This window comes from Arthrobacter bussei (assembly GCF_009377195.2).
GTDB classification, from domain to species: domain Bacteria; phylum Actinomycetota; class Actinomycetes; order Actinomycetales; family Micrococcaceae; genus Arthrobacter_D; species Arthrobacter_D bussei.
In genome coordinates this window covers 158,997-180,168 of record NZ_VJXX01000001.1, presented here as the reverse complement: position 1 = coordinate 180,168, position 21,172 = coordinate 158,997, and the positions used below count along the sequence as shown (strand labels likewise).

Here is a 21,172-nt window from a genome sequence, read left to right as displayed (position 1 = left end):
TTCCTGCCTCGTCAACTGGTCAGCGCCGGTGGATGGCCGTGAAGGACCCACGGGTGGATCGGCCTGGACGCCTCTGGATACTGCTGAAACTTTTGTAAGCCTACTTCTTGATACCTGGGCGGGTCACTCGGGATTCCGGGAGCGCGCACTCTTGTCCACCCGATGCCGTGCCCCTGGTCCGCCCAATACCGCGCACGGTCGGTGTGGTCCAGTAGATTGGGGAAGTCCTACCCCACCTGGAGATCCTGACACCGTGCATCTGAAGAGTCTAACCGTGCGAGGGTTCAAGTCTTTCGCTTCGGCGACCACCTTCGACTTCGAGCCGGGCGTCACCGCCGTCGTCGGGCCGAACGGTTCCGGCAAGTCGAACGTCGTCGACGCGCTGGCCTGGGTGATGGGGGAGCAGGGGGCCAAGACCCTGCGCGGCGGCAAGATGGAGGACGTCATCTTCGCCGGCACCTCGGGGCGGGCGCCCCTCGGTCGGGCCCAGGTCTCGCTCACGATCGACAACGCCGACGGCGCCCTGCCCATCGAGTACGCCGAGGTCACGATCTCCCGCACGCTCTTCCGTGCCGGCGGTTCCGAGTACGCGATCAACGGCAAGAACTGCCGTCTCCTCGACATCCAGGAGCTCCTCTCCGACTCCGGGTTGGGCCGCGAGATGCATGTGATCGTGGGGCAGGGGCAGCTGGACCGCGTGCTGCACGCCACCCCGGAGGACCGGCGCGGCTTCATCGAGGAGGCTGCCGGGATCCTCAAGCACCGGCGCCGTCGCGAGAAGACCGTGCGCAAGCTGGACGCCATGCAGGCCAATCTCGCTCGGCTGACGGACCTCACGGGCGAGCTCCGGCGTCAGCTGACCCCCCTCGGCAAGCAGGCGGAGGTGGCCAGGCGGGCCCAGCAGGTGCAGTTCGCCGTCCGCGATGCACGGTCCCGCCTGCTCGCGGACCAGCTCGTGACCCTGCGGTCCGGCTTCCAGCGCGACGTCGCCGCCGAGGCGGCCCTGCAGGCACGCCGCGAGGAGGTCGAGGTGCAGCTCGCAGCCGGTCGGCAGCGCCAGGCCACCCTCGAGCAGGCGGCCGCCGCCGCGGTGCCCGCCCTCAACCGGGCGCGCGAGACCTGGTACGCACTCTCGAGTGCGCGCGAGAAGCTCGCCGCGCTCGCCGCACGCGCCGAGGACCGCGGCCATCTGCTGGGCCAGGGCGGGGCGGACTCGGACAACGGGCGCGATCCGGACCAGCTCGACCGGCAGGCCGAACGCCTCCGCGCGGAGGTGTCCGGCCTGGAGGCAGAGGTGGGCGACCTGGGGCGCGCGCTCGAGCAGACGCTCGCTGCCCGGCGCGCGGCCGAGGAGGCCTCGGCCGCGGAGGACGCGCGGCTCGCGCGGCTCCTGAGGGCCGCCGCCGATCGCCGGGAAGGCGATGCCCGGCTCGCGGGAACGGTCGGAGCGGCGCGGTCCCGGGTCGAGTCGGCCGTCGCGGAACTCGGACGCCTGCGGGCGTCCATCGCCGGGGCGGAGGAACGCCGCCGCACCGCCGAACGCGACTTCACCGCCCTGGAGAGCCAGGTTGCCGGCGAGGAGGAGGGGGAGGAGGGGCTCGACGCCGAGTACGAGGAGGCCTCCGCCGTCCTCGACACCGCTGCCCGCGAGCTCGAGGTGCTGATCGAGCAGGAGCGTGCCGCGGAGCGCGAACGCGGGGCTCTCGCTGCGCGCCTCGAGGCGCAGCACGAGGGTCTGCGGCAGCGCGACGGGTCGGGCGCGCTCCTCGCGGCCGGCCTCGACGGCGTGCACCGGCCGCTCGGCGAATTCCTCCAGGTGGCGCCCGGCTTCGAGAAGGCGGTGGTCGCGGCCCTCTCCGGCGCGGCGGACGCGGTCACGGTCGGGAGCCTCGAAGCGGCACTGCGTGCGCTCGCCCTGATGAAGGACGACGACGCCGGCCAGGTGTCGCTCGTCGTCGCGCCCGGATCCGGGGGCGCCGTCCGGTCGGGAGAGCGCCCGCCGCGACAGGACGCGACGACGGGCCCGGAGGTGCCTGCAGGCGGTGTCGCGGCCCTCGACGTCGTCGATGTGCCGCCGGCCCTCCACCCCGCACTGGGTCACCTGCTGCACGGCGTGCTCGTGGTGCAGGATCTCGAGGCGGCGGGGGCCGCTGTCAGGGAGGGGCTCGCCGACGTCGCCGTGACCCTGGAGGGTGACGTCTTCTCCGAGCACACGGCCCGGGGAGGGACGCCGGGAGCCGCGGGCTATGTGGAACTGCGCGCTGCCGCCGAGGAGACCGAGCAGGGGCTTGCACGGGTCGTCGCCGAGGCCGAGAGGCTGCGCTTCCGCCTGTCCGCGGCGCGGACGACGCGCCAGGAGGCCCAGCAGCGCGTCGACGCCGCTCTCGAGCGTCTGCACGAGTCGGACGCCCGGATGGCCGCCGTCGCGGAGAAGCTGGGTCAGCTGAACGCTGCCGTCCGCTCCGCCTCCGGTGAGGGGGACCGCCTGACCGCGCTCGTCCGTGCGGCCGAGGCCGACCTCGAGCGCGAGGAGTCCCGGCTCCGGGAGGCGGCGCAGCGGCTCCAGGACCTGCAGCGGCAGCCGGTGGAGGCCGAGCCCTCGACCGCGCAGCGCGACGCCCTGCAACGCGCCGCCGTCACCGCCCGCCAGGGCGAGCTGGAGGCACGGCTGGCCCTCCGGAGCCGGGAGGAGCAGCTCTCCGCCCTGGCAGGCCGGGCAGCGTCGCTCGAGCGCGCGGCGCAGTCGGAGCGCCGGGCCCGCGAGCAGGCGGCGGAGAAGGCGAGGATCCGGAGGGCTCAGGCACTCAGGGCCGTCGCCGTCTCCCGGGCAGCCCGGCGGGCCGAGCACCACGCCGTGGCGTCCATCGCCGTCGCCGCCGAGCAGCGCGACGCCGCCGAGCGGCTGCGCGAGCAGCAGGACACCGAGCTGCAGGAGGTGCGGGAGAGGAACGCCGGGCTCGCCGTCGAGCTCGCCCGCCTCACCGATTCCGTGCACCGCGACGAACTCGCGCGCACGCAGCAGCGGCTCCGGATCGAGGCACTCGAGAACCGCTCCATCGAGGAGCTCGGGCTGACGCCGGACCACCTGGTGGACGAGTTCGGGCCCCACCTGCCCGTACCCGCGGACACCACCCCGCCCGCCGACAAGTGGGCGGCCCTCCGGGCCCCGGTCGACGACGACGGCAACACCGTCCCCGCAGGCGTCCCGTACGTGCGCGAGCAGCAGGAGAAGAGGCTCAGGCGTGCCGAACGCGATCTCGCGGCGCTCGGCAAGGTCAACCCGCTGGCCCTCGAGGAGTTCGCGGCGCTGGAGGAGCGCCACCAGTTCCTCAGTACGCAGCTGGCCGACCTCAAGGCGACGCGCAAGGACCTGCTGGACATCATCCGCGAGGTCGACGAGCGCGTGGAGCAGGTGTTCACGGCCGCGTACCGGGACACCGCCGAGCAGTTCGAGCGCGTCTTCGCGACCCTGTTCCCCGGCGGCGAGGGCCGCCTCGTCCTCACGGATCCCGCGGACATGCTCACGACCGGGATCGAGGTCGAGGCGAGGCCCGCCGGCAAGAAGATCAAGCGCCTGTCCCTACTCTCGGGTGGTGAGCGGTCACTGACCGCCGTCGCGCTCCTCGTCGCGATCTTCAAGGCCAGGCCCTCGCCGTTCTACGTGATGGACGAGGTGGAGGCAGCCCTGGACGACACGAACCTCGGCCGGCTGATCATGATCTTCCGTGAGCTCCGGGAATCGAGCCAGTTGATCATCATCACGCACCAGAAGCGCACCATGGAGGTGGCGGACGCGCTCTACGGGGTGACGATGCGCGGCGACGGCGTGTCCACCGTCATCAGCCAGCGGATCGCGGCGGAGGTGGAGCGGGTCCTCGACTGACCGCGGGGTCCTCCACTACCGCACGTCACCGCCCGCCTGCGCGGGTGCGTCCGGACCGGCAGCGCTCGGCCGGGGCAGCGTCTCGCGGGACACGACCCACACCGCTGCCGCCACGAACGCCAGCACGCCGGTCACGAGGAAGGCCGCCTCGTAGGAGCCGACGAGGAGCCGGTCGATGATCACCCCGGCGACGATCGGGCCGACGATGGCACCGAGGTCCGAGCTCATCTGGAACGCGGCCAGGACCTTGCCACCGCTGCGCCCGTTGCCGATCACGTCCGCGACCGCCGCCTGCTGCGCCGGATTGAGCAGCCCGGTCCCGATCCCGCCCACCACGCAGATGGCCAGGAAGACGACGACGTTCCCGGACAGGCCGAGGGCGGCCATCGCGGCGCCGTTGACGATCAGCCCGGTGATCACCAGCGGCCTGCGGCCGATGCTGTCGGCGAGGCGTCCCGAGACGGTGAGCGAGAGCGCCGTGCCGGCGGCGAAGAAAGCGAGGGAGGTCCCGGCGATCTCCGGCCCGGCGTTCAGCACCGCGGACGCGAAGAGCGGCACGAGGGCCATCCTGATGCCGAAGGACGACCATCCGTTGGCGAAGCTCGAGACGAGGGCGGCCCGGTACCCCGAGTGCGCGAGGGCCTCGCGGACGGTGAGGGGCGCCTGGTCCCGGGCCGCCCTGCGCTCGGCCAGCGACGTCCCCTTCAACTGGAAGAAGACCACCGCCGAGGCGACGAGCAGCGCCCCCGCGTAGACGAGGAAGGGCACCCGGAGTCCGAACCTCGCGAGGACCCCGCCGAGGATCGGGCCGCCGATGCTGCCGAGCAGGAAGGCCGTCGCGTAGGCGCCGGAGACACGGCCGCGGATGGAGGGCGGTGCGAGCCGGACGATCAGACCCATCGCCGACACCGTGAACAGGGTGGAGCCGATGCCGCCGAGGCCACGGAAGACCAGGAGCTGCCAGTAGTCGCCGGCGAAGGCGCAGGCGGCCGTCGAGAGGGCGACGATCAACAGTCCGACGATGTACACGGGCCGCTCGCCGAGGCGTTCCACGAGCCACCCGCCGGCCGGTGCGAAGAGCAGCCGCGTGAAGGCGAAGGCACTGACGATCACCGCTGCGGCCGTCACCCCGACGTCGAAGCTGCGGGCGAACTGCGGCAGGATCGGCGCCACCAGGCCGAAGCCGATGGCGATCACGAAGGCTGCGGCGATGAGCACCCGGATCTCCCGCGGGATGCGCTCGCGAGGGGGGCCGCCGTCGTCCCCCTTCTTCCTGCCCCGGGGGACGATGCTGAACGAGGGGTGCTTGCGCGCGCGAGGGGATCCGGCCATGGTCCTCGCATTCTGTCACCGCCCGTCGCCTGATGCTCAATCGGCCGCTGAGGCCTCCCCTGCGGGCTCCGGGACCGTGTGAGAAGGTGGATCAGTGAACGAGATCCTCCTGCCTGTCATCTTCGTCGTCCTCGCGCTCGCCGTGATCGGGTCGGTCGCCGCCGTCCTGGTCCGCGGCCGTCGCACGCCTCCCGGCCTGTACTCCTCGCCGCGCGATCCCGATGACCGGCCCCTTGCCGGTGCGCACGGCTCGACGTCGACCGACGTGCTCGACCGCCCCGACGGCGTCACCACGGACGTCCTCGTCCCCGATGACCTCAGCGGCCTCGAGGACACCCCCGCCGGCCCGAGCCTCGACACCGTCGACCCGGTGCAGGGTCGCCTCGCCCGCCTCCGCGCCCGGCTGGTGCGCTCCAACAACGCGCTCGGCAAGGGACTGCTGGCACTGCTGTCGAGGGACAGGATCGACGAGGACGTGTGGGACGAGGTCGAGGAGACCCTCCTCATGGCCGACCTCGGCACCGAGCCCACCATGGAACTCGTCGACGCCCTCCGCGAGCGCGTGAAGGTCGCCGGCAGCAGGAACCCCGCCGAGGTCAAGGACATGCTCCGGGAGGAGCTGGTAAAGCTGGTCGATCCGTCGATGGATCGGTCCCTCGCCACGCAGCGCCACGCCGACCGTCCTGCCATCGTGATGGTGGTCGGTGTGAACGGCGTCGGGAAGACGACGACCGTCGGCAAGCTCGCCCGCGTCCTCGTGGCCGACGACAAGGACGTGCTCCTCGGAGCGGCGGACACCTTCCGCGCCGCCGCTGCGGAACAGCTGGCCACCTGGGGTTCGCGGGTCGGCGTGCCGACCGTCAAGTCCGACGTCGACGGCGCCGACCCCGCGTCGGTCGCCTTCGAGGCGGTCAAGGCCGGGATCGACCAGGAGGTCGACGTCGTCCTGATCGACACCGCCGGGCGCCTGCAGAACAAGGTGGGCCTCATGGACGAGCTCGGCAAGGTCAAACGCGTGATCGAGAAGCAGGGCACGGTGGACGAGGTCCTGCTGGTGCTCGACGCGACGACAGGCCAGAACGGCCTGAGCCAGGCCCGGGTCTTCGCGGAGGTCGTGAACATCACCGGGATCGTCCTCACCAAGCTCGACGGCACCGCGAAGGGCGGCATCGTCGTCGCCATCCAGCGGAGCCTGGGTGTCCCGGTCAAGCTGATCGGCCTCGGGGAAGGCGCGGACGACCTCGCACCCTTCGACGCCGAGGCCTTCGTCGACGCGCTTCTGAACTGAGGCCGCGGGCCCCGGGACGACCGCCCCGCCGGCAGCAGCCGGCAGGGCTGAAATCTCCCTGAAACATGCGCGTCACGCGTCTTTTACGTGCGTGAGACTGATGTAACCTGCCCGCAATGCGCGGCCCCAGGGACGGAAACACGGCCACCCCATTCTTGAGGGGCGGGAAGTACCCGCCCCTTTGGAAGGATCGTGTTTGATGGATCTGACAGCAGGCCACGTCTGGGTGATGGTCTCCGCCGCCCTCGTTCTCCTCATGACCCCCGGCCTCGCCTTCTTCTACGGCGGGATGACGCGCGCCAAGGCCGCCCTGAACATGATGATGATGAGCTTCATCGCCGTCGGACTCGTGGGTGTCGTCTGGGTCCTCTGGGGCTACTCGATGACCGGCGGTGACGGTGTCGCCCAGCTCTTCGGCAACCCGTTCGCGTCCTTCGGCCTCACCAGCCTCCTCGGCACCGAGGACCTCATCGGCGCCGGCTACGGCGCCACCTTCGCCATCATCACCGTCGCGCTGATCAGCGGTGCCATCGCCGACCGCGCGAAGTTCGGTGCCTGGACGATCTTCGTCCCCATCTGGGTCACGGCCGTCTACTGCCCGCTCGCCTTCATGGTGTGGGGCGGAGGCCTCCTCAGTGCGGACGGAGCCGTCGGCGGAGCCGTGGGTGAGGCTGTCGACTTCGCCGGTGGGACCGTGGTGCACATCAGCGCCGGCGTCGCCGCGCTCGTCCTCGCCCTGATCCTCGGCAAGCGCCAGGGCTTCGGCAAGGACCCCGCGCAGCGCCCCCACAACATCCCCTTCGTCATGCTCGGCGCAGCGCTCCTCTGGTTCGGCTGGTTCGGGTTCAACGGCGGAGCGGCGGGCTCGGCCGAGGAGGCCGGCCTCATCTGGATCAACACGATGGCGGCTCCCGCAGCGGCGATGGTCGGCTGGCTGATGACGGAGCGCATCCGTGACGGACGCCCCACCTCCCTCGGGGCCGCGTCGGGTATCGTCGCCGGCCTCGTGGCCATCACGCCGGCCTGCGCGAACGTCAGCCCGATCGGTGCCGTCGGCCTCGGTCTCGTCGCCGGTGCCGTCTGCGCCCTCGCCGTCGGTCTCAAGTACCGCCTCGGCTTCGACGACTCGCTCGACGTCGTGGCCGTCCACCTCGTCGCCGGTATCCTCGGCACGCTGGCCATCGGCTTCATCATGCTTCCCGTCGACGGCGAGGGTGGTGGCCTGTTCTACGGCGGTGGCGCAGCCCAGCTCCTCGCGCAGGTCGTCGCTGCTGCCATCGCGATCGCCCTCTCGGCGGTCATGACCGCGATCATCGGTCTCGCGATCCACAAGACGATCGGCTTCCGCATCAGCGGGGAGAACGAGGTCTCCGGCGTGGATCTGTCGGAGCACGCGGAGACCGCCTACGAGTTCGGCGGCCTGGGGGTCGGCGGGTCCTTCCACCCGTTCGCAGACCAGATGTTCGCCCGGCCCGCGCAGCAGGCGGCCGATGCCCAGCCCGACCGGCAGTCCACGCAGCAGAACGTCACGGAAGGCGTCCATTCATGAAACTGGTGACAGCGATCGTCCGTCCGGACAAGCTCGACGGCGTCCGGGGTGCTCTCGAGAACTACGGTGTGCAGGGTCTCACCGTCAGCCAGGCCAGCGGCTACGGCCGCCAGCGCGGCCATACCGAGGTCTACCGCGGTGCGGAGTACACCGTCGACCTCCTGCAGAAGGCACGCGTCGAGGTCCTGGTGGCGGACGCCTGGGTCACCGACATCGTCGACGTGCTGGTCTCCACGGCCAACACGGGCCGTGCCGGTGACGGCAAGGTGTGGGTGATCCCCGTCGAGGAAGCAGTCCGGGTCCGCACGGGTGAGCGGGGGGACGCAGCCCTGTAGACAGTCCCGGGAGCCCGGCCCCCGTACCGAGGGACAGAAGGAGGGCCACCCCCGATGGGGTGGCCCTCCTTCTGCGTGTGCTCCCTGTGGGCTCTGTGGGCTCTGTGGGCTATGTCGGCTCTGTGGGCTCTCAGTCTGCTGCGTCCGGCTGGGCGTCGGTCAGACCCGACCGTGCGACGACGGCCAGTCCTCGGGCCCTGCCGATCCTGCCGGGTACTCCTCGAGCGGTACGCGGTCCTCGGCCCAGGCCTTCAGGACGGGCTCGACGATCCGCCAGCAGTCCTCGGCGGTGTCGCCGCGGACCGAGAGTGTCGGATCGCCCGCCAGCACGCCGTCGAGCACCTCACCGTAGGGGAGCAGGTCGGTTTCGTTGAGGTCGGCGCTGAGCGTGGCGCGGTCCAGCGAGAAGATGTCACCCGGGCCATTGACGTCGAGCTCCAGCTGCAGCGTGTCAGGACCGAAGCCGATCCTCAGTTTGGTGGGTGCGTCCTGCCCGGTGAAACCGAGCGGCAGGTGGCTGACCGGCCGGAACGTGATCACGGCTTCCTTGCGCTTGGCGCCGAGCGCCTTCCCGGACCGCAGGATGAACGGAACGCCCGACCACCGCTCGTTGTTGATGGACACCGTGACCTCGGCGAGTGTCTCCGTGTTCTTCGAGGGATCCACCCCCGGCTCCGCCGTGTAGTCCGGGATGGGGCGGTCCCCGATCGTGCCGGCGGTGTAGCGGGCGCGCCTGCTGCTGGCCGGGCTGTCGAGGTCCACGGTGCTGGCCCGCAGGATGGATCCGATGTGGTCGCGCAGGTCGCGCTCGTGCAGGGTGGACGGCGCATTGAGCGCGAGGAGGGCCATCACGTGGACGAGGTGGCTCTGGATCATGTCACGGAGTGCGCCGGCGCCGTCGTAGTAGCGCGCCCGGTTCTCCAGGGCGAGGTCCTCGTCGAAGATCACCTCGACCTTCTCGATGTGCAGGTTGTTCCACACCGGCTCGAGGATCCGGTTCGCGAAACGCAGGCCCAGGATGTTGAAGACCGTCGCCTTGCCGAGGAAGTGGTCCACGCGGTGGATGTTCTGCTCGGGGACCAGCCGGGCGAGCTTCTCGTTGAGTCGGTGCGCGCTGGCCTGGTCGGTGCCGAAGGGCTTCTCCATGACGAGGCGGGTGCTCTTGGGCAGCGAGTTGGGGCCGAGCGCGCTGCACGCCAGCTGGCTGACCGCCGGAGGAAGGGCGAAGTAGACGGCAACCGGGCCCTCGAGCGTGTGGACGAGGTCGGCCAGGCCGTCCTTCGTGACGTCGAGGAAGTGGTAGGAGCTGCGGTCCCGCACGTCCTGGAGCGCCGCGCGGCCGGCGTCGTCGGCTTTCTCCATCGCACTCGCGAAGGCACCGTCGATCCGCTCGCGCCAGTGCGCGTCCGTCCAGTCGTCCGATCCCGCCCCCACCAGGGTGAGGCCGTCGCCGCGCCGCATGCGGATGAGCCGCGCGAGGCCGGGGAGCAGGAGACGCCCGGTGAGGTCGCCGGACGCTCCGAGGATCAGCAGTGTCCGCACGCGGGTGTCGGCTTCTGCGGGGATGGAATCGTGTTCTGCGAGCGAGTGAGTGTCCACGCCTTCACTGTGCCACTTATCCCTGCCGGTGTCCCGCTCTCCGACGGGGCGCCGGGACTTGCGCGCCGGGCCGGGCCGCGGCCGTGGACGGGCGGTGCTGCCGTGTCCCCAGTTGATACCCTAGGGAGTTGAGTCTCCCTGACCCCCGATGAAAGTAGTTCACGGCACGTGTTCAATTCACTCTCCGACCGGCTGACTGCGACCTTCAAGAACCTGCGCGGCAAGGGCCGCCTCACCGAGGCGGACATTGACGCGACGGTGCGCGAGATCAGGCGGGCCCTGCTGGACGCCGACGTCGCCGTCCCGGTGGTCCGGGCGTTCACCTCGGCCATCAAGGGACGCGCCCTCGGGCTCGAGGTCTCGCAGGCACTCAATCCCGGCCAGCAGATCGTCAAGATCGTCAATGAGGAGCTCGTGGGGATCCTCGGTGGCGAGACGCGCCGCATCCGTCTCGCGAAGAACCCGCCGACGGTCATCATGCTCGCGGGGCTGCAGGGTGCGGGTAAGACGACCCTCGCCGGCAAGCTCTCGAAGTGGCTCAAGGGCCAGGGGCACAGTCCCCTCCTCGTGGCGTGCGACCTCCAGCGGCCCAACGCGGTCCGCCAGCTCCAGGTCAACGGTGAGCGTGCCGGTGTCCCGGTGTACGCACCGCATCCCGGCGTCAGCTCCGAGTTCGAGTCCGCCACGGGCGATCCCGTCGCCGTCGCTCGCCAGGGCATTGCCGAGGCTCGAGCACGCCTGCACGACGTCGTGATCGTGGACACCGCGGGCCGCCTCGGCGTCGATGCCGAACTGATGCAGCAGGCCGCGGACATCCGCGAGGCCATCACGCCGGACGAGGTCCTCTTCGTCATCGACGCGATGATCGGCCAGGACGCCGTCAACACCGCGCTCGCCTTCAACGAGGGCGTGGACTTCACCGGTGTCGTCCTGACCAAGCTCGATGGCGACGCCCGCGGTGGTGCCGCACTCTCCGTCGCCTCGGTCACCGGCAAGCCGGTCATGTTCGCCTCCACGGGCGAGGGCCTCGACGACTTCGAGCTGTTCCACCCGGACCGCATGGCCTCGCGCATCCTCGACATGGGCGACATCCTCACGCTCATCGAGCAGGCGGAGCGGTCCTGGGACAAGGACGAAGCCGCCCGGATGGCGAAGAAGTTCTCCGACCAGGAGGACTTCACGCTCGACGACTTCCTCGCGCAGATGCAGCAGATCCGCAACATGGGCTCCATGAAGAAGATGCTCATGATGATGCCCGGTGCGGCGAACATGCGCGAGCAGCTCGAGAACTTCGACGAGCGCGAGATCGACCGCGTCGAGGCGATCGTCCGTTCGATGACCCCGCACGAGCGCGTGGCCCCGAAGATCATCAACGGCTCGCGCCGCGCGAGGATCGCCCGCGGCTCCGGCGTGCACGTGTCCGAGGTCAACGGTCTGCTCGAACGTTTCACGCAGGCCCAGAAGATGATGAAGAAGATGGCCTCCGGCGGCGGTATCCCGGGGATGCCGGGCATGGCAGGGCCGGGCGGATTCGGTGGCCCGCGGAAGACCAAGGCCGCGGCTGCCAAGGGGAAGAAGAAGCCCCGCTCGGGCAACCCGGCCAAGGCAGCGCTCGAGGCGCAGGAGGCGGAGCAGCGACGAGCTGCCGCGCGCGCCGCTGCGCCGACCGGGGCGGCCTTCGGAGGCGGCCAGCCGGACTTCGATCCGTCGGCGATGAATCTCCCGAAGGGCTTCGAGAAGTTCCTCGGGAAGTAGCCGCTGCGGTGCTGGCAGGCCGGTGCCCGAGCGGTGGGGTCGCGGCGTGACGGGCGGTGAGCGCGTGGTGTTCGTGCACGGCGCCGGGTCCTTCGGCGCTGCGGCGTGGCCCCGGCAGCACGGTCTGTCGCTGGACTTCGACTGCCTGTACGTCCGGCGGCACGGCTTCTCGGCGACGGAGGAGCCGCTACCGACCGACCACGCCCGTGACCAGGCCATCATCGCGGACGCCCTCGGCGCGGGCGGACACGTCGTCGCCCACTCGCAGGGCGCCGTGGCCGCGATGATGCTGGCGGTCGAGCGGCCCGATCTCGTCCGGACGCTGACGCTCGTGGAACCCGCGTGCTTCTCGCTGACCGCGGATCTCCCGGCCACGTCCGCCCACATCGCCCTGATGGCGCCGCTGTTCGCCGTCCGGCACGCCGTGTCGGACGAGGAGTTCCTCAGGAGCTTCGTCCGCCGAACCTTCTCGGCCGAGGCGGGAATGCCCAACACCGCCGAGGGACGGCGGGGCGCGGCACGCCTGCGGCTGCAGAGCCCGCCGTGGGAGGCGCCGCTGTCGATCGTGCCGGGTGTTCCGACGTTCGTCCTCACCGGCGGCTGGGAACCGCTCTACGAGGAGGTCGCGGACTATCTCGCCGGGACCGGCGCGATCCACCGCCAGGCTCCGGGCGGTCACCGCCCCCACGATTCCGAGGAGGGAGCCGCGCTCGTCCGGTCCTTCCTGCGGACGGGCCGGGACGCGGCGGTATGAGTCCGGACGACGGCGGCTACCTCCACCTCACCGGGACCGTACTGCTCTCACCCACCCGGACGGTCCGCGACGTCTACGTCCGCGACGGCCGGTTCACCTTCGCGCGTCCGTCCGGCCCGCCGGCGCGTGTGCTCGAGGGGTGGGTGCTGCCCGGTCTCGTCGACGCGCACTGCCACGTGGGCCTCGACGGTCGCGGCCTGGTGCCCGACGACGTCGCCGAACGCCAGGCACTGGAGGACCGCGATGCGGGGACGCTCCTGATCCGCGACGCCGGCGTGGTGAACGACACTCGGTGGATCCAGCAGCGCGAGGACCTGCCGCGCCTGGTCCGCGCAGGCCGGCACGTGGCGCGGACGCGGCGCTACTTCCGCGACTACGCCGTCGAGGTGGAGCCGGAGCACCTGGCCGCCGCGGTGGCGGAGCAGGCCCGGCGCGGGGACGGCTGGGTCAAGATCGTGGGGGACTGGATCGACCGCGGTCTGGGTGACCTCGCCCCCGCCTTCCCGCCGCGGGCGATCCGCGAGGCGGTCGACGCCGCCCACGCCGAGGGCGCGCGGGTCACGGCCCACTGCTTCGCGGCGGAGACCCTCGACGCCATGCTGGATGCGGGGATCGACTGCATCGAGCACGCGACCGGCATGCTGCCCCGGCACGTGCCCCGCTTCGTCGAGCAGCGGGTCGCGATCGTGCCCACCCTGATCAACATCGACACCTTCCCGGCGATCGCCGACGGGGCCGCCGGCAAGTACCCCGACTACGCCGCGCACATGCGCACGCTGTGGGGTGGTCGTCACGCCATGGTGCAGCGGGCCTTCGACGCCGGGGTCCCGGTCTTCGCGGGGACGGATGCGGGAAGCGTCATCGCCCACGGACGCCTGCCGGACGAGGTCGCGGCACTCGCCGCCGCGGGCCTCGGACCCGTGGCCGCGCTCGATGCCGCCTGCTGGTCGGCGCGGACGTGGCTGGGCTTCCCCGGGATCGAGGAAGGTGCGGCCGCCGACGCCGTGATCTGTGCCGCCGATCCGCGGGTCGACGTCGGGACACTGGCAGCGCTCCGCGCGGTGGTGCTGCGCGGCCGCGTGGTCGACCGGCGCCCCCGGGAATAAGTTGAACCTTCAAGTAGCTGTAGGGGGTACAGCCAGACGAAGGAGTGACCGATGCCGGACCTGCTACCCACCGACACCACCATGGGCACGCTGACCCTCAGGGTCGGCGACCTCGCCGCGATGTCCGCCTACTACAGCGTCGCCCTCGGGCTCGCCGTGATCGAGGACGGTAGCGACGCCGTCGTGCTCGGTCGCGCGGGACGGGCCGTCATCAAGCTCGAACACGCGGGACACCTGCGCCTCCCGCCGCCCGGGCAGGCCGGGCTCTTCCACACCGCGCTCCTCTTCGACGACCGCGCGGACCTCGCCGCCGCGGTCGAGTCGGCGGCACGGCACCCGCACAGCTCCTACGTGGGCAGCGCGGACCACCTCGTCAGCGAGGCCTTCTACTTCACCGATCCGGAGGGCAACGGGATCGAACTGTACGTCGACCGCCCGCGGGAGGCCTGGGCCTGGACGCAGGACGGGACGGGACACCGGACGGTGGTCATGGACAGCCTTCCGCTCGCACCGCGTGCCTATCTCGAGCAGCATCTGACCGAGGACGCCGTGTCGGAGGTCGCCTCGAGGAATGCCGCCGTCGGGCATGTGCACCTGCAGGTGGGGGACGTCGGGACGGCAGAGCACTTCTACGTCGACGTGCTGGGTTTCGAGCGGACCGCAGGGTGGCACGACCAGGCGCTGTTCGTCTCCGCGGGCGGCTACCACCACCACATGGCCATGAACGTCTGGAACAGCAGGGGCGCAGGTCCCCGCCGGGACACGCTCGGACTGGGCGAGGTGCTCCTCCGCGTCCCCGGTGCCGACGAGGTCGCCGCGCTGGCCGACCGCCTCGTGCACGCGGGCATCACGAGCCGGCATACGGGGGAGGAGTTGCGCTTCGAGGATCCCTGGCGGAACCAGTTGCGCGTGGCCGCCGGCGCGGACCCTGCCGGAATCGCCTAAAGCACGGCGCATCTGGCACAATGGAGCCGTACTCGATCCGTGCAGCCCCTCTCTCTGTGCGCATTGTGTCCTCTGAACCCCCATGAATGGCCCGCCCCACGGGAGCAGGATGACGGGTTCGCCCCTTTTCGTTAACAAGGAGTGACCACACAAGTGGCCGTAAAGATTCGCCTCAAGCGCATGGGCAAGATCCGCGCACCGTTCTACCGTGTCGTCGTCATGGATGCACGCTCCAAGCGTGATGGCCGTGCCCTCGAAGAGATCGGCAAGTACAACCCCACCGAGGAGCCCTCGTTCATCGAGATCAACTCCGACCGTGCGCAGTACTGGCTCGGCGTCGGTGCGCAGCCGACCGAGCAGGTCTCCGTGCTCCTCAAGATCACGGGTGACTGGCAGAAGTTCAAGGGACTCAAGGGCCAGGAAGGCACCCTGCGGACCAAGGCACCGAAGGAGACCTTCGTCGCTCCCGAGAAGGGCTCCGTGATCGTCCCCGAGGCCATCACGCCGAAGGCGAAGAAGAACGACGACGCCGCCGCGGAAGCGACCGAGGCAGAGTAAGTTGCTGGCCGACGCTCTGGAGCACCTCGTCCGCGGCATCGTCGACAACCCTGACGACGTCAGGGTCTCCGCGAAGAACAACCGTCGCGGCGAGACCCTGGAGGTCCGCGTGCACCAGGAGGACCTGGGCCGTGTGATCGGCCGTCAGGGCCGCACCGCCCGTGCCCTGCGCACGGTGGTCGCAGCGCTTGCCGACGGCGAGCCGGTCCGTGTCGACGTCGTCGACACGGACCGCCGCCGGGGCTGACCCGGAGCTTCACAGCGTCACGACCGGCCCCACCACCAGGACATGGTGGTGGGGCCGGTCTCATGTCACACCCTTTTCACGCCGCTACCGGCACGAGAGCAGGAGCACCACCATGGACGTACTCGTCGCGAGGATCGGGAAGCCGCACGGCATCAGGGGCGAGGTCACGGTCCAGCTCTTCACCGATGCCCCCGAGGACCGGTTCGATGCCGGCGAGACCTTCCGGGTCGAGGGTGCCGCCGTCGCCGAACTGACGGTGGCGAAGGCACGCTGGAACAAGGACATCCTGATCGTCGCCTTCGAGCAGGTGGCCGACCGTAACCAGGCCGAGACCCTGCGCGGCGCCCAGCTGTTCATCGACACCACCGGCGCCGAGGACGAGGACGACGACGCCTGGTACGAGCACGAACTCGTGGGGCTCGACGCCCGCGTCGACGGTGCCTCGGTGGGCAGGGTGACCGCCCTGCGCACCCTGGCGGTCCAGGACCTCCTCGTCGTGGAGCTCGCCGACGGTCACGAGGCGTTCGTGCCGTTCGTCGGTGACATCGTCCCCGAGGTGAACACCGAGCAGGGCTTCATCGTCATCGTCCCGCCGGTTGGTCTCTTCGACCTGAACACGCCGGGATCCAACCAGGCACCCGACGACGGCGACGACGTCGCGGACGGTGCGACCGTCAGCGACACCGGCGAGGCGCGCGACTAGTGCGCATCGACGTCGTCTCCATCTTCCCGGAGTACCTGGCCGCACTCGATCTCTCGCTGATCGGCAAGGCCCGGCAGGACGGCGTCCTCGACGTGCGCGTCCACGACCTGCGCACCTTCACGACCGACCGGCACCGGACGGTCGATGACACGCCCTACGGCGGTGGCGCCGGCATGGTGATGAAGGCAGAACCCTGGGCGCAGGCGCTGGAGTCCGTGCTGACGGAAGCACCGGCGTCGCAGCACAGGCCCACCCTGATCGTCCCGTCGCCCGCCGGGGCCGTCTTCGACCAGGCCATGGCGCACGAACTGGCCGGTCTGGAGCACCTCGTCTTCGCGTGCGGCCGGTACGAGGGCATCGACGAGCGCGCGATCGACTGGGCCCGGGACGGCTTCGACGTCCGTCCGGTCTCCCTCGGCGACTACGTGCTCAACGGCGGGGAAGTCGCCGTCCTCGCGATGGTCGAGGCCGTCGGTCGGCTCATCCCGGGTGTGGTCGGCAACCCCGAGTCCCTCGTCGAGGAGTCCCATGCCGACGGTCTGCTCGAGTACCCCGTCTACACGAAGCCGTCGTCGTGGCGGGGCCGGGACATCCCGGAGGTGCTGCTCAGCGGCAACCACGCGAGGATCGCGCGGTGGCGCCGGATGGAGCAGTTCCGGCGGACCGCCGACAGGCGACCGGACCTCCTCGGGGACATCGACGCGACGTCGTTGCCGGCGGCGGACCTGAAGGCACTGCGGGAGGCAGGGTTCGACGTCGTCGGAGGCCGGCTCACGCGCCCCACGCATTAGTGGTTGGCGGGCGGGCTGTGGAAGAATGGACCTTTGTGTCCACTGGGCCGGACCCTGCCACAGGGGGCGTCCGGCCAACAGTCGCACACCGGCTGCCGAAGCATCGGATCGGCCGGGACAACCTCTTCGGCGGCATTGCCCGGACTCCGTCCCGTCCTTGACCGCCGTAACCCACGTGAGTGACCTGTGGCGTTCACCAGGAGTACGACAATGCACATTCTCGATTCCGTCGACGCCGGATCCTTCCGCGACAACGTCCCCGACTTCCGCGCCGGTGACACCGTCAACGTCCACGTCAACATCATCGAAGGCAAGAACACCCGTGTTCAGATCTTCAAGGGCTTCGTCCTCGGCCGCCAGGGTGATGGCATCCGCGAGACCTTCACGGTCCGCAAGGTGAGCTTCGGCGTCGGCGTGGAGCGTACGTTCCCCGTCCACAGCCCCGTCCTCGACAAGATCGAGGTCGTGTCCAAGGGCGACGTCCGCCGCGCCAAGCTCTACTACATGCGCGAACTGCGCGGCAAGGCAGCCAAGATCAAGGAGAAGCGCGACCCGAAGACGGTCAAGTAACTCCCTGACGGTGCATGAAGACCCCGCCTTCCGACCCCCGGTCGGAGAGCACCCGGAACGCCGGCCCCATCGTGTGGGCTGGCGTTTCGTGTTCTCCGCCGTCGTCGTCGCCGCCCTGATCACCGGACTGGTCCGCGCCTTCCTGATCGACGTCTACTTCATCCCGTCGGCCTCCATGGAGCCGCTGCTCACGGAGGGGGACCGGGTCCTCGTCGGCAAGCTCGACGACACGCGCGGGGAACTCCGCCGGGGCGACGTCGTCGTCTTCGACGGCCGGGGGTCCTTCGACCCGATCACGGACCCACGGTCCCTCCCGGAACGCGTCGTGGCCGGTGCCGGCCAGTGGCTGGGACTCTCCGGCAGCGACACGGTGTACGTGAAGCGGGTCGTCGGGGTCGCGGGGGACCACGTGGTGTGCTGCGCGGCCGACGGCCGGATCAGCGTGGACGGGAACGGGATCGACGAGCCGTACGTCTATCCGGGGGATGCGGCGAGTGAGCAGCCGTTCGACGTCGTCGTCCCTGAGGGGCGCGTCTGGCTCCTCGGTGACCACCGCTCCGCGTCCATGGACTCGAGGTCCCTGCTCGGCGCGCCCGGCGGTGGCCTCGTCTCCGAGGATCGGATCATCGGCAGGGCCTTTCAGCTAGTCTGGCCACTCGACCGGTTCGCGCCGATCGAGCGCCACGTCGGCTGAGATGGGCAGCACCGCGGCGCTGACGCCGCCCAGGCAGTAACGCATCCGGGCGCGCAGCCGCCGGAATCACGACCACGAAGGACATCAGCACATGGCACGGAGCTTCCGCAGGAAGTCGGCTTCGGGGGCCGAGGCACCCGCAGCACACCCCTTCGACCCGGACGCACCGCAGACGTCCGAGGACGGCGCCGGGCGCCCACGGGCGAAGAAGGAGGCCGATCGCGGATTCGGTGCCTGGCTGAAGGAGATCGCGACGATCGTCGTCATCGCCCTGGTGCTCTCCTTCCTCATCAAGACCTTCCTCTTCCGTGCGTTCTTCATCCCGTCGGGCTCCATGGAGGAGACCCTGGAGATCGACGACCGCATCTTCGTGAACCAGCTCGTCCCGCAGCCGTTCGATCTCCAGCGCGGGGACATCGTCGTCTTCCGTGATGCCGAGGGATGGCTGCCTCCGCAGACCCAGACACAGGTGAGCTGGTTCAAGGAGGCCCTCATCTTCGTCGGGCTCGCCCCGGACGAGTCCCAGCAGCACCTCGTCAAGCGCGTCATCGGCCTCGCCGGCGACCACGTCATCTGCTGCGATGCCCAGGGCCGCATCACCGTCAACGGCGAGCCGCTCGACGAGCCCTACCTCTTCCCGGGAGCCAACCCGTCGGACGTGCCGTTCGACGTCGTCGTGCCCGAGGGCAAGGTCTGGGTCATGGGGGACCACCGCAACGCCTCGGCCGATTCCCGGGCGAACCGGGACAAGCCGGGCGAGGGTTTCGTGAGCGTGGACGAGATCGAGGGCAAGGCCGCGGTCATCGCGTGGCCGCTCAACAGGATCGGCTTCCTGGGAAACCACCCCGAGGTCTTCGACGGCATCCCCGAGCCGGAGGCCGCGGCCCGGCCCACTCCCGCAGCACCCACGCCCTCGGGACCATGACCGCAGCGCGCAGGAAGAGCACCAAGGCCCCGAACCTCACCTTCGAACGGGCCCTCGGTGAGCAGGGGCACCGCTTCGTCGCCGGCTGCGACGAGGTGGGCAGGGGAGCGTTGGCCGGGCCGGTGTCCGTCGGCATCGTCGTCGTGGACCTGCACTCCGCCGCCGGTCTGAGGGGCGTCCGGGACAGCAAACTGCTCGCTGCAGCCGAGCGCGAGGCGCTCGTGCCCCGCATCCGGCGCTGGGCGGTCGCTTCCGCCGTCGGTCACGCCTCCGCCGCCGAGATCGACGGCCTCGGGTTGATGGCCGCGCTGCGCACCGCGGGTAGCCGGGCATGGGAGGTGGTGCTCCGGACGGTGCCCCCCGACGTCGTCGTGCTCGACGGCAACCACGACTGGCTGTCCGCGCGGCAGCAGGAACTCCTGTTCCGGACGGACGACGGCGCCCCTCCCGTGGAGACCGTCGGATGCGCTGCCCCCGTGCACACGAAGATCAAGGCGGACCTGACCTGCCTCAGCGTCGCGGCGGCCAGTGTCCTGGCGAAGGTCGAGCGGGACGCATACATGGTGTCGCTGGCCGGCGATCATGCTGCCTTCGGCTGGGATGTCAACAAGGGCTACGCCACCGAGGTACACCGTGCGGCGATCGACACCGTCGGGCCCACCGGGTTCCACCGCAGGACCTGGCGGCTGGGCAACCTGGACCGGGTTGGCGCGTCGACCACGGAGAATGGGGGATGATGGTCCGATGAGTGCCGAGGATCTTGAGAACTACGAAACCGACATGGAGCTCCAGCTCTACCGCGAGTACCGGGACGTCGTGGGGCTCTTCAGCTACGTCGTGGAGACGGAGCGCCGGTTCTACCTGGCGAACAACGTGGACCTCCAGGCGCGGTCGGCCGACGGCGAGGTCTACTTCGACCTCACGCTGCAGGACGCGTGGGTGTGGGACGTGTACCGTTCCGCCCGATTTGTGAAGAACGTCCGCGTCATCACCTTCAAGGACGTCAACGTCGAGGAGCTGACGAAGTCGGACGACATCGCGCTGCCCAAGGACGGGACGCTCGGCAACTGACCGCTTCTGGTTCCTTCCTGCCCTTCCCCGCCAGCGCGGCGCTTGGCCCCGGACGCCGGCTGTTGGAGTCCCGATCTCCGCTGCGTGGTACCTCCGCCCTGATCTCCGGCGGCTCGTCCGTCGCGTCGGTGACTCGGCACGGCGGTCGGGTCAGAGGGTAGGTCCCGCCTCCTCGCCACCGCGGGAGAAGGCGTCCTCGTGGTCGTCCGGGAGGAATACGGCCTGCTCGAGCCGGTCTGCCTCCGATCCGCCCGTCCCTTCGCCGTCGACGACCCCTCGGGCCGTCGCGTCGTCCGGGTGTGCCGGCGTTCCCTGCTCCAGGCGATCCGCCTCGGACCCTCCGGTTCCGGCGTCCGCGATGGCGGCGGACGCCGCATCGGCAGTCGGTCCGGCAACGCCCTGTTCCTGCAGATCTGCGTCACTGCCGCTCGGCAGGATGCCGCTGGACTCCGACATCGATGCCTCCTTCGCTCTCGTGCGTCGGCATCCGTGGATGCCGCTTGTCCTCCACCGTACGAGAGGCAGCGACGCGGGGGCCAGTACTTCCCGCTGTCGGGATGTCGTCCCCGTGGACGCCGGTATCATCGACGTCCGCCAGGGCGGGTACGGCGTGATTCCTCCGTTGTCCACATAGGGCGTCCCGCCCGGACTCCGTCCTCCTGCTTCCCCGAAGCTGGGGGAGGAGGTGATCGCCATGCTGGCGAAGGATCAGTTGGGCCGCCGCGGGGAAGCGACAGCGGCGCAATACCTGGAACGCGCAGGACTGCGGATCGTGGACCGTAACTGGCGTTGTCCGGCCGGCGAGATCGATCTCGTGGCCGTGGACGGTTCCACGCTCGTGATCGTCGAGGTCAAGACGCGCAGTTCGGACGATTTCGGGCAACCGCTCGAATCGATCACGGCGAGCAAGCTCGAGCGGCTGTACGTGCTCGCGTCCCAGTGGGCCCGGGCGCACAACCAGCGCTTCAGTGGCTTCCGCATCGACGCGGTGGGAGTTCTCGACGACGGCGCCGGTGACCCGCGCATCGAGCATGTCCGGGCGGTGATCTGACCGTGCTCGGTCGGAC

At 70.3% G+C, this 21,172-nt stretch carries 21 protein-coding genes; 18 read left to right on the top strand and 3 right to left on the bottom strand.

The genetic code is table 11. The features are described 5' to 3' along the window. The first annotated feature begins 253 nt into the window (after positions 1–253). Positions 254–3,883 carry a chromosome segregation protein SMC gene (gene smc, locus FNH21_RS00890; protein WP_191931479.1) on the top strand — a complete coding sequence of 1,210 codons (3,630 nt, stop codon included), beginning with the start codon at positions 254–256 and terminating at the stop codon, positions 3,881–3,883. A gap of 15 nt (positions 3,884–3,898) precedes the next feature. On the opposite strand, the gene FNH21_RS00885 is transcribed toward smc, so the two are convergent. Further along, the gene (locus FNH21_RS00885; protein ID WP_152811618.1) at positions 3,899–5,215 is read right to left on the bottom strand and encodes an MFS transporter; all 1,317 of its coding nucleotides are present in this window, start codon (positions 5,213–5,215) and stop codon (positions 3,899–3,901) included. A gap of 94 nt (positions 5,216–5,309) precedes the next feature. Here FNH21_RS00885 and ftsY point away from each other — a divergent pair, with 94 nt between their 5' ends. The 3 genes from ftsY to FNH21_RS00870 all read left to right on the top strand — a co-directional run bounded on the left by ftsY (position 5,310) and on the right by FNH21_RS00870 (position 8,387). Continuing rightward, positions 5,310–6,503, top strand: a complete 1,194-nt coding sequence (gene ftsY, locus FNH21_RS00880; RefSeq protein WP_191931478.1) for a signal recognition particle-docking protein FtsY — start codon at positions 5,310–5,312, stop codon at positions 6,501–6,503. Between the two features lie 199 nt (positions 6,504–6,702). Then, positions 6,703–8,052, top strand: a complete 1,350-nt coding sequence (locus FNH21_RS00875; protein WP_152811617.1) for an ammonium transporter — start codon at positions 6,703–6,705, stop codon at positions 8,050–8,052. Further along, positions 8,049–8,387, top strand: a complete 339-nt coding sequence (locus FNH21_RS00870; RefSeq protein WP_055773303.1) for a P-II family nitrogen regulator — start codon at positions 8,049–8,051, stop codon at positions 8,385–8,387. Before FNH21_RS00875 ends, FNH21_RS00870 begins: the two co-directional genes overlap by 4 nt. Before the next feature lie 159 nt (positions 8,388–8,546). Here the strand turns inward: FNH21_RS00870 and FNH21_RS00865 are convergent, their stop codons facing one another. After that, positions 8,547–9,986 carry a glucose-6-phosphate dehydrogenase gene (locus FNH21_RS00865; RefSeq protein WP_338403105.1) on the bottom strand — a complete coding sequence of 480 codons (1,440 nt, stop codon included), beginning with the start codon at positions 9,984–9,986 and terminating at the stop codon, positions 8,547–8,549. Between the two features lie 168 nt (positions 9,987–10,154). Between FNH21_RS00865 and ffh the strand changes: the two genes are divergently transcribed. The 13 genes from ffh to FNH21_RS00800 all read left to right on the top strand — a co-directional run bounded on the left by ffh (position 10,155) and on the right by FNH21_RS00800 (position 20,105). Continuing rightward, complete coding sequence (gene ffh / locus FNH21_RS00860; RefSeq protein WP_191931477.1) at positions 10,155–11,741, top strand: signal recognition particle protein; 1,587 nt, start codon at positions 10,155–10,157, stop codon at positions 11,739–11,741. A 46-nt stretch (positions 11,742–11,787) separates the two neighbouring features. Beyond that, on the top strand, positions 11,788–12,495 hold the full coding sequence (locus tag FNH21_RS00855; protein ID WP_338403104.1) for an alpha/beta fold hydrolase: 708 nt from the start codon (positions 11,788–11,790) through the stop codon (positions 12,493–12,495). Then, positions 12,492–13,601, top strand: coding sequence for an amidohydrolase family protein (locus tag FNH21_RS00850; RefSeq protein ID WP_152811613.1), 1,110 nt, complete (start codon positions 12,492–12,494; stop codon positions 13,599–13,601). The genes FNH21_RS00855 and FNH21_RS00850 overlap by 4 nt, the downstream gene beginning before the upstream one ends. Positions 13,602–13,652: 51 nt before the next feature. Then, entirely contained in the window at positions 13,653–14,546 is an 894-nt protein-coding gene (locus FNH21_RS00845) for a VOC family protein (RefSeq protein WP_152811611.1), read from the top strand. A gap of 153 nt (positions 14,547–14,699) precedes the next feature. Then, the gene (gene rpsP / locus FNH21_RS00840) at positions 14,700–15,104 is read left to right on the top strand and encodes a 30S ribosomal protein S16 (RefSeq protein WP_191931476.1); all 405 of its coding nucleotides are present in this window, start codon (positions 14,700–14,702) and stop codon (positions 15,102–15,104) included. 1 nt (position 15,105) lies between these two features. Next, the gene (locus tag FNH21_RS00835) at positions 15,106–15,351 is read left to right on the top strand and encodes an RNA-binding protein (RefSeq protein ID WP_055773313.1); all 246 of its coding nucleotides are present in this window, start codon (positions 15,106–15,108) and stop codon (positions 15,349–15,351) included. Between the two features lie 112 nt (positions 15,352–15,463). Continuing rightward, positions 15,464–16,054: a ribosome maturation factor RimM gene (gene rimM, locus FNH21_RS00830; protein ID WP_152811609.1), complete on the top strand. Its 591-nt coding sequence runs from the start codon at positions 15,464–15,466 to the stop codon at positions 16,052–16,054. Then, entirely contained in the window at positions 16,054–16,845 is a 792-nt protein-coding gene (trmD, locus tag FNH21_RS00825) for a tRNA (guanosine(37)-N1)-methyltransferase TrmD (protein WP_191931475.1), read from the top strand. Before rimM ends, trmD begins: the two co-directional genes overlap by 1 nt. A gap of 210 nt (positions 16,846–17,055) precedes the next feature. Next, the gene (rplS, locus tag FNH21_RS00820) at positions 17,056–17,415 is read left to right on the top strand and encodes a 50S ribosomal protein L19 (RefSeq protein WP_055773319.1); all 360 of its coding nucleotides are present in this window, start codon (positions 17,056–17,058) and stop codon (positions 17,413–17,415) included. A gap of 10 nt (positions 17,416–17,425) precedes the next feature. Then, entirely contained in the window at positions 17,426–18,109 is a 684-nt protein-coding gene (gene lepB, locus FNH21_RS00815; protein WP_191931474.1) for a signal peptidase I, read from the top strand. Positions 18,110–18,200: 91 nt separating this feature from the next. Continuing rightward, on the top strand, positions 18,201–19,034 hold the full coding sequence (gene lepB, locus FNH21_RS00810) for a signal peptidase I (RefSeq protein WP_152811605.1): 834 nt from the start codon (positions 18,201–18,203) through the stop codon (positions 19,032–19,034). Further along, the gene (locus FNH21_RS00805; RefSeq protein WP_152811603.1) at positions 19,031–19,771 is read left to right on the top strand and encodes a ribonuclease HII; all 741 of its coding nucleotides are present in this window, start codon (positions 19,031–19,033) and stop codon (positions 19,769–19,771) included. The genes lepB (FNH21_RS00810) and FNH21_RS00805 overlap by 4 nt, the downstream gene beginning before the upstream one ends. 7 nt (positions 19,772–19,778) lie before the next feature. Further along, a complete protein-coding gene (locus tag FNH21_RS00800) occupies positions 19,779–20,105 on the top strand; it encodes a DUF2469 domain-containing protein (protein ID WP_055773327.1) in 327 nt (108 codons plus the stop codon). Between the two features lie 150 nt (positions 20,106–20,255). Here FNH21_RS00800 and FNH21_RS00795 read toward each other — a convergent pair whose 3' ends face one another. Beyond that, the gene (locus tag FNH21_RS00795; RefSeq protein WP_152811602.1) at positions 20,256–20,561 is read right to left on the bottom strand and encodes a hypothetical protein; all 306 of its coding nucleotides are present in this window, start codon (positions 20,559–20,561) and stop codon (positions 20,256–20,258) included. A 229-nt stretch (positions 20,562–20,790) separates the two neighbouring features. Between FNH21_RS00795 and FNH21_RS00790 the strand changes: the two genes are divergently transcribed. Next, positions 20,791–21,156 (top strand): YraN family protein, encoded by a 366-nt coding sequence (locus tag FNH21_RS00790; protein WP_191931473.1) that lies wholly within the window; start codon positions 20,791–20,793, stop codon positions 21,154–21,156. Positions 21,157–21,172 lie beyond the last annotated feature (16 nt).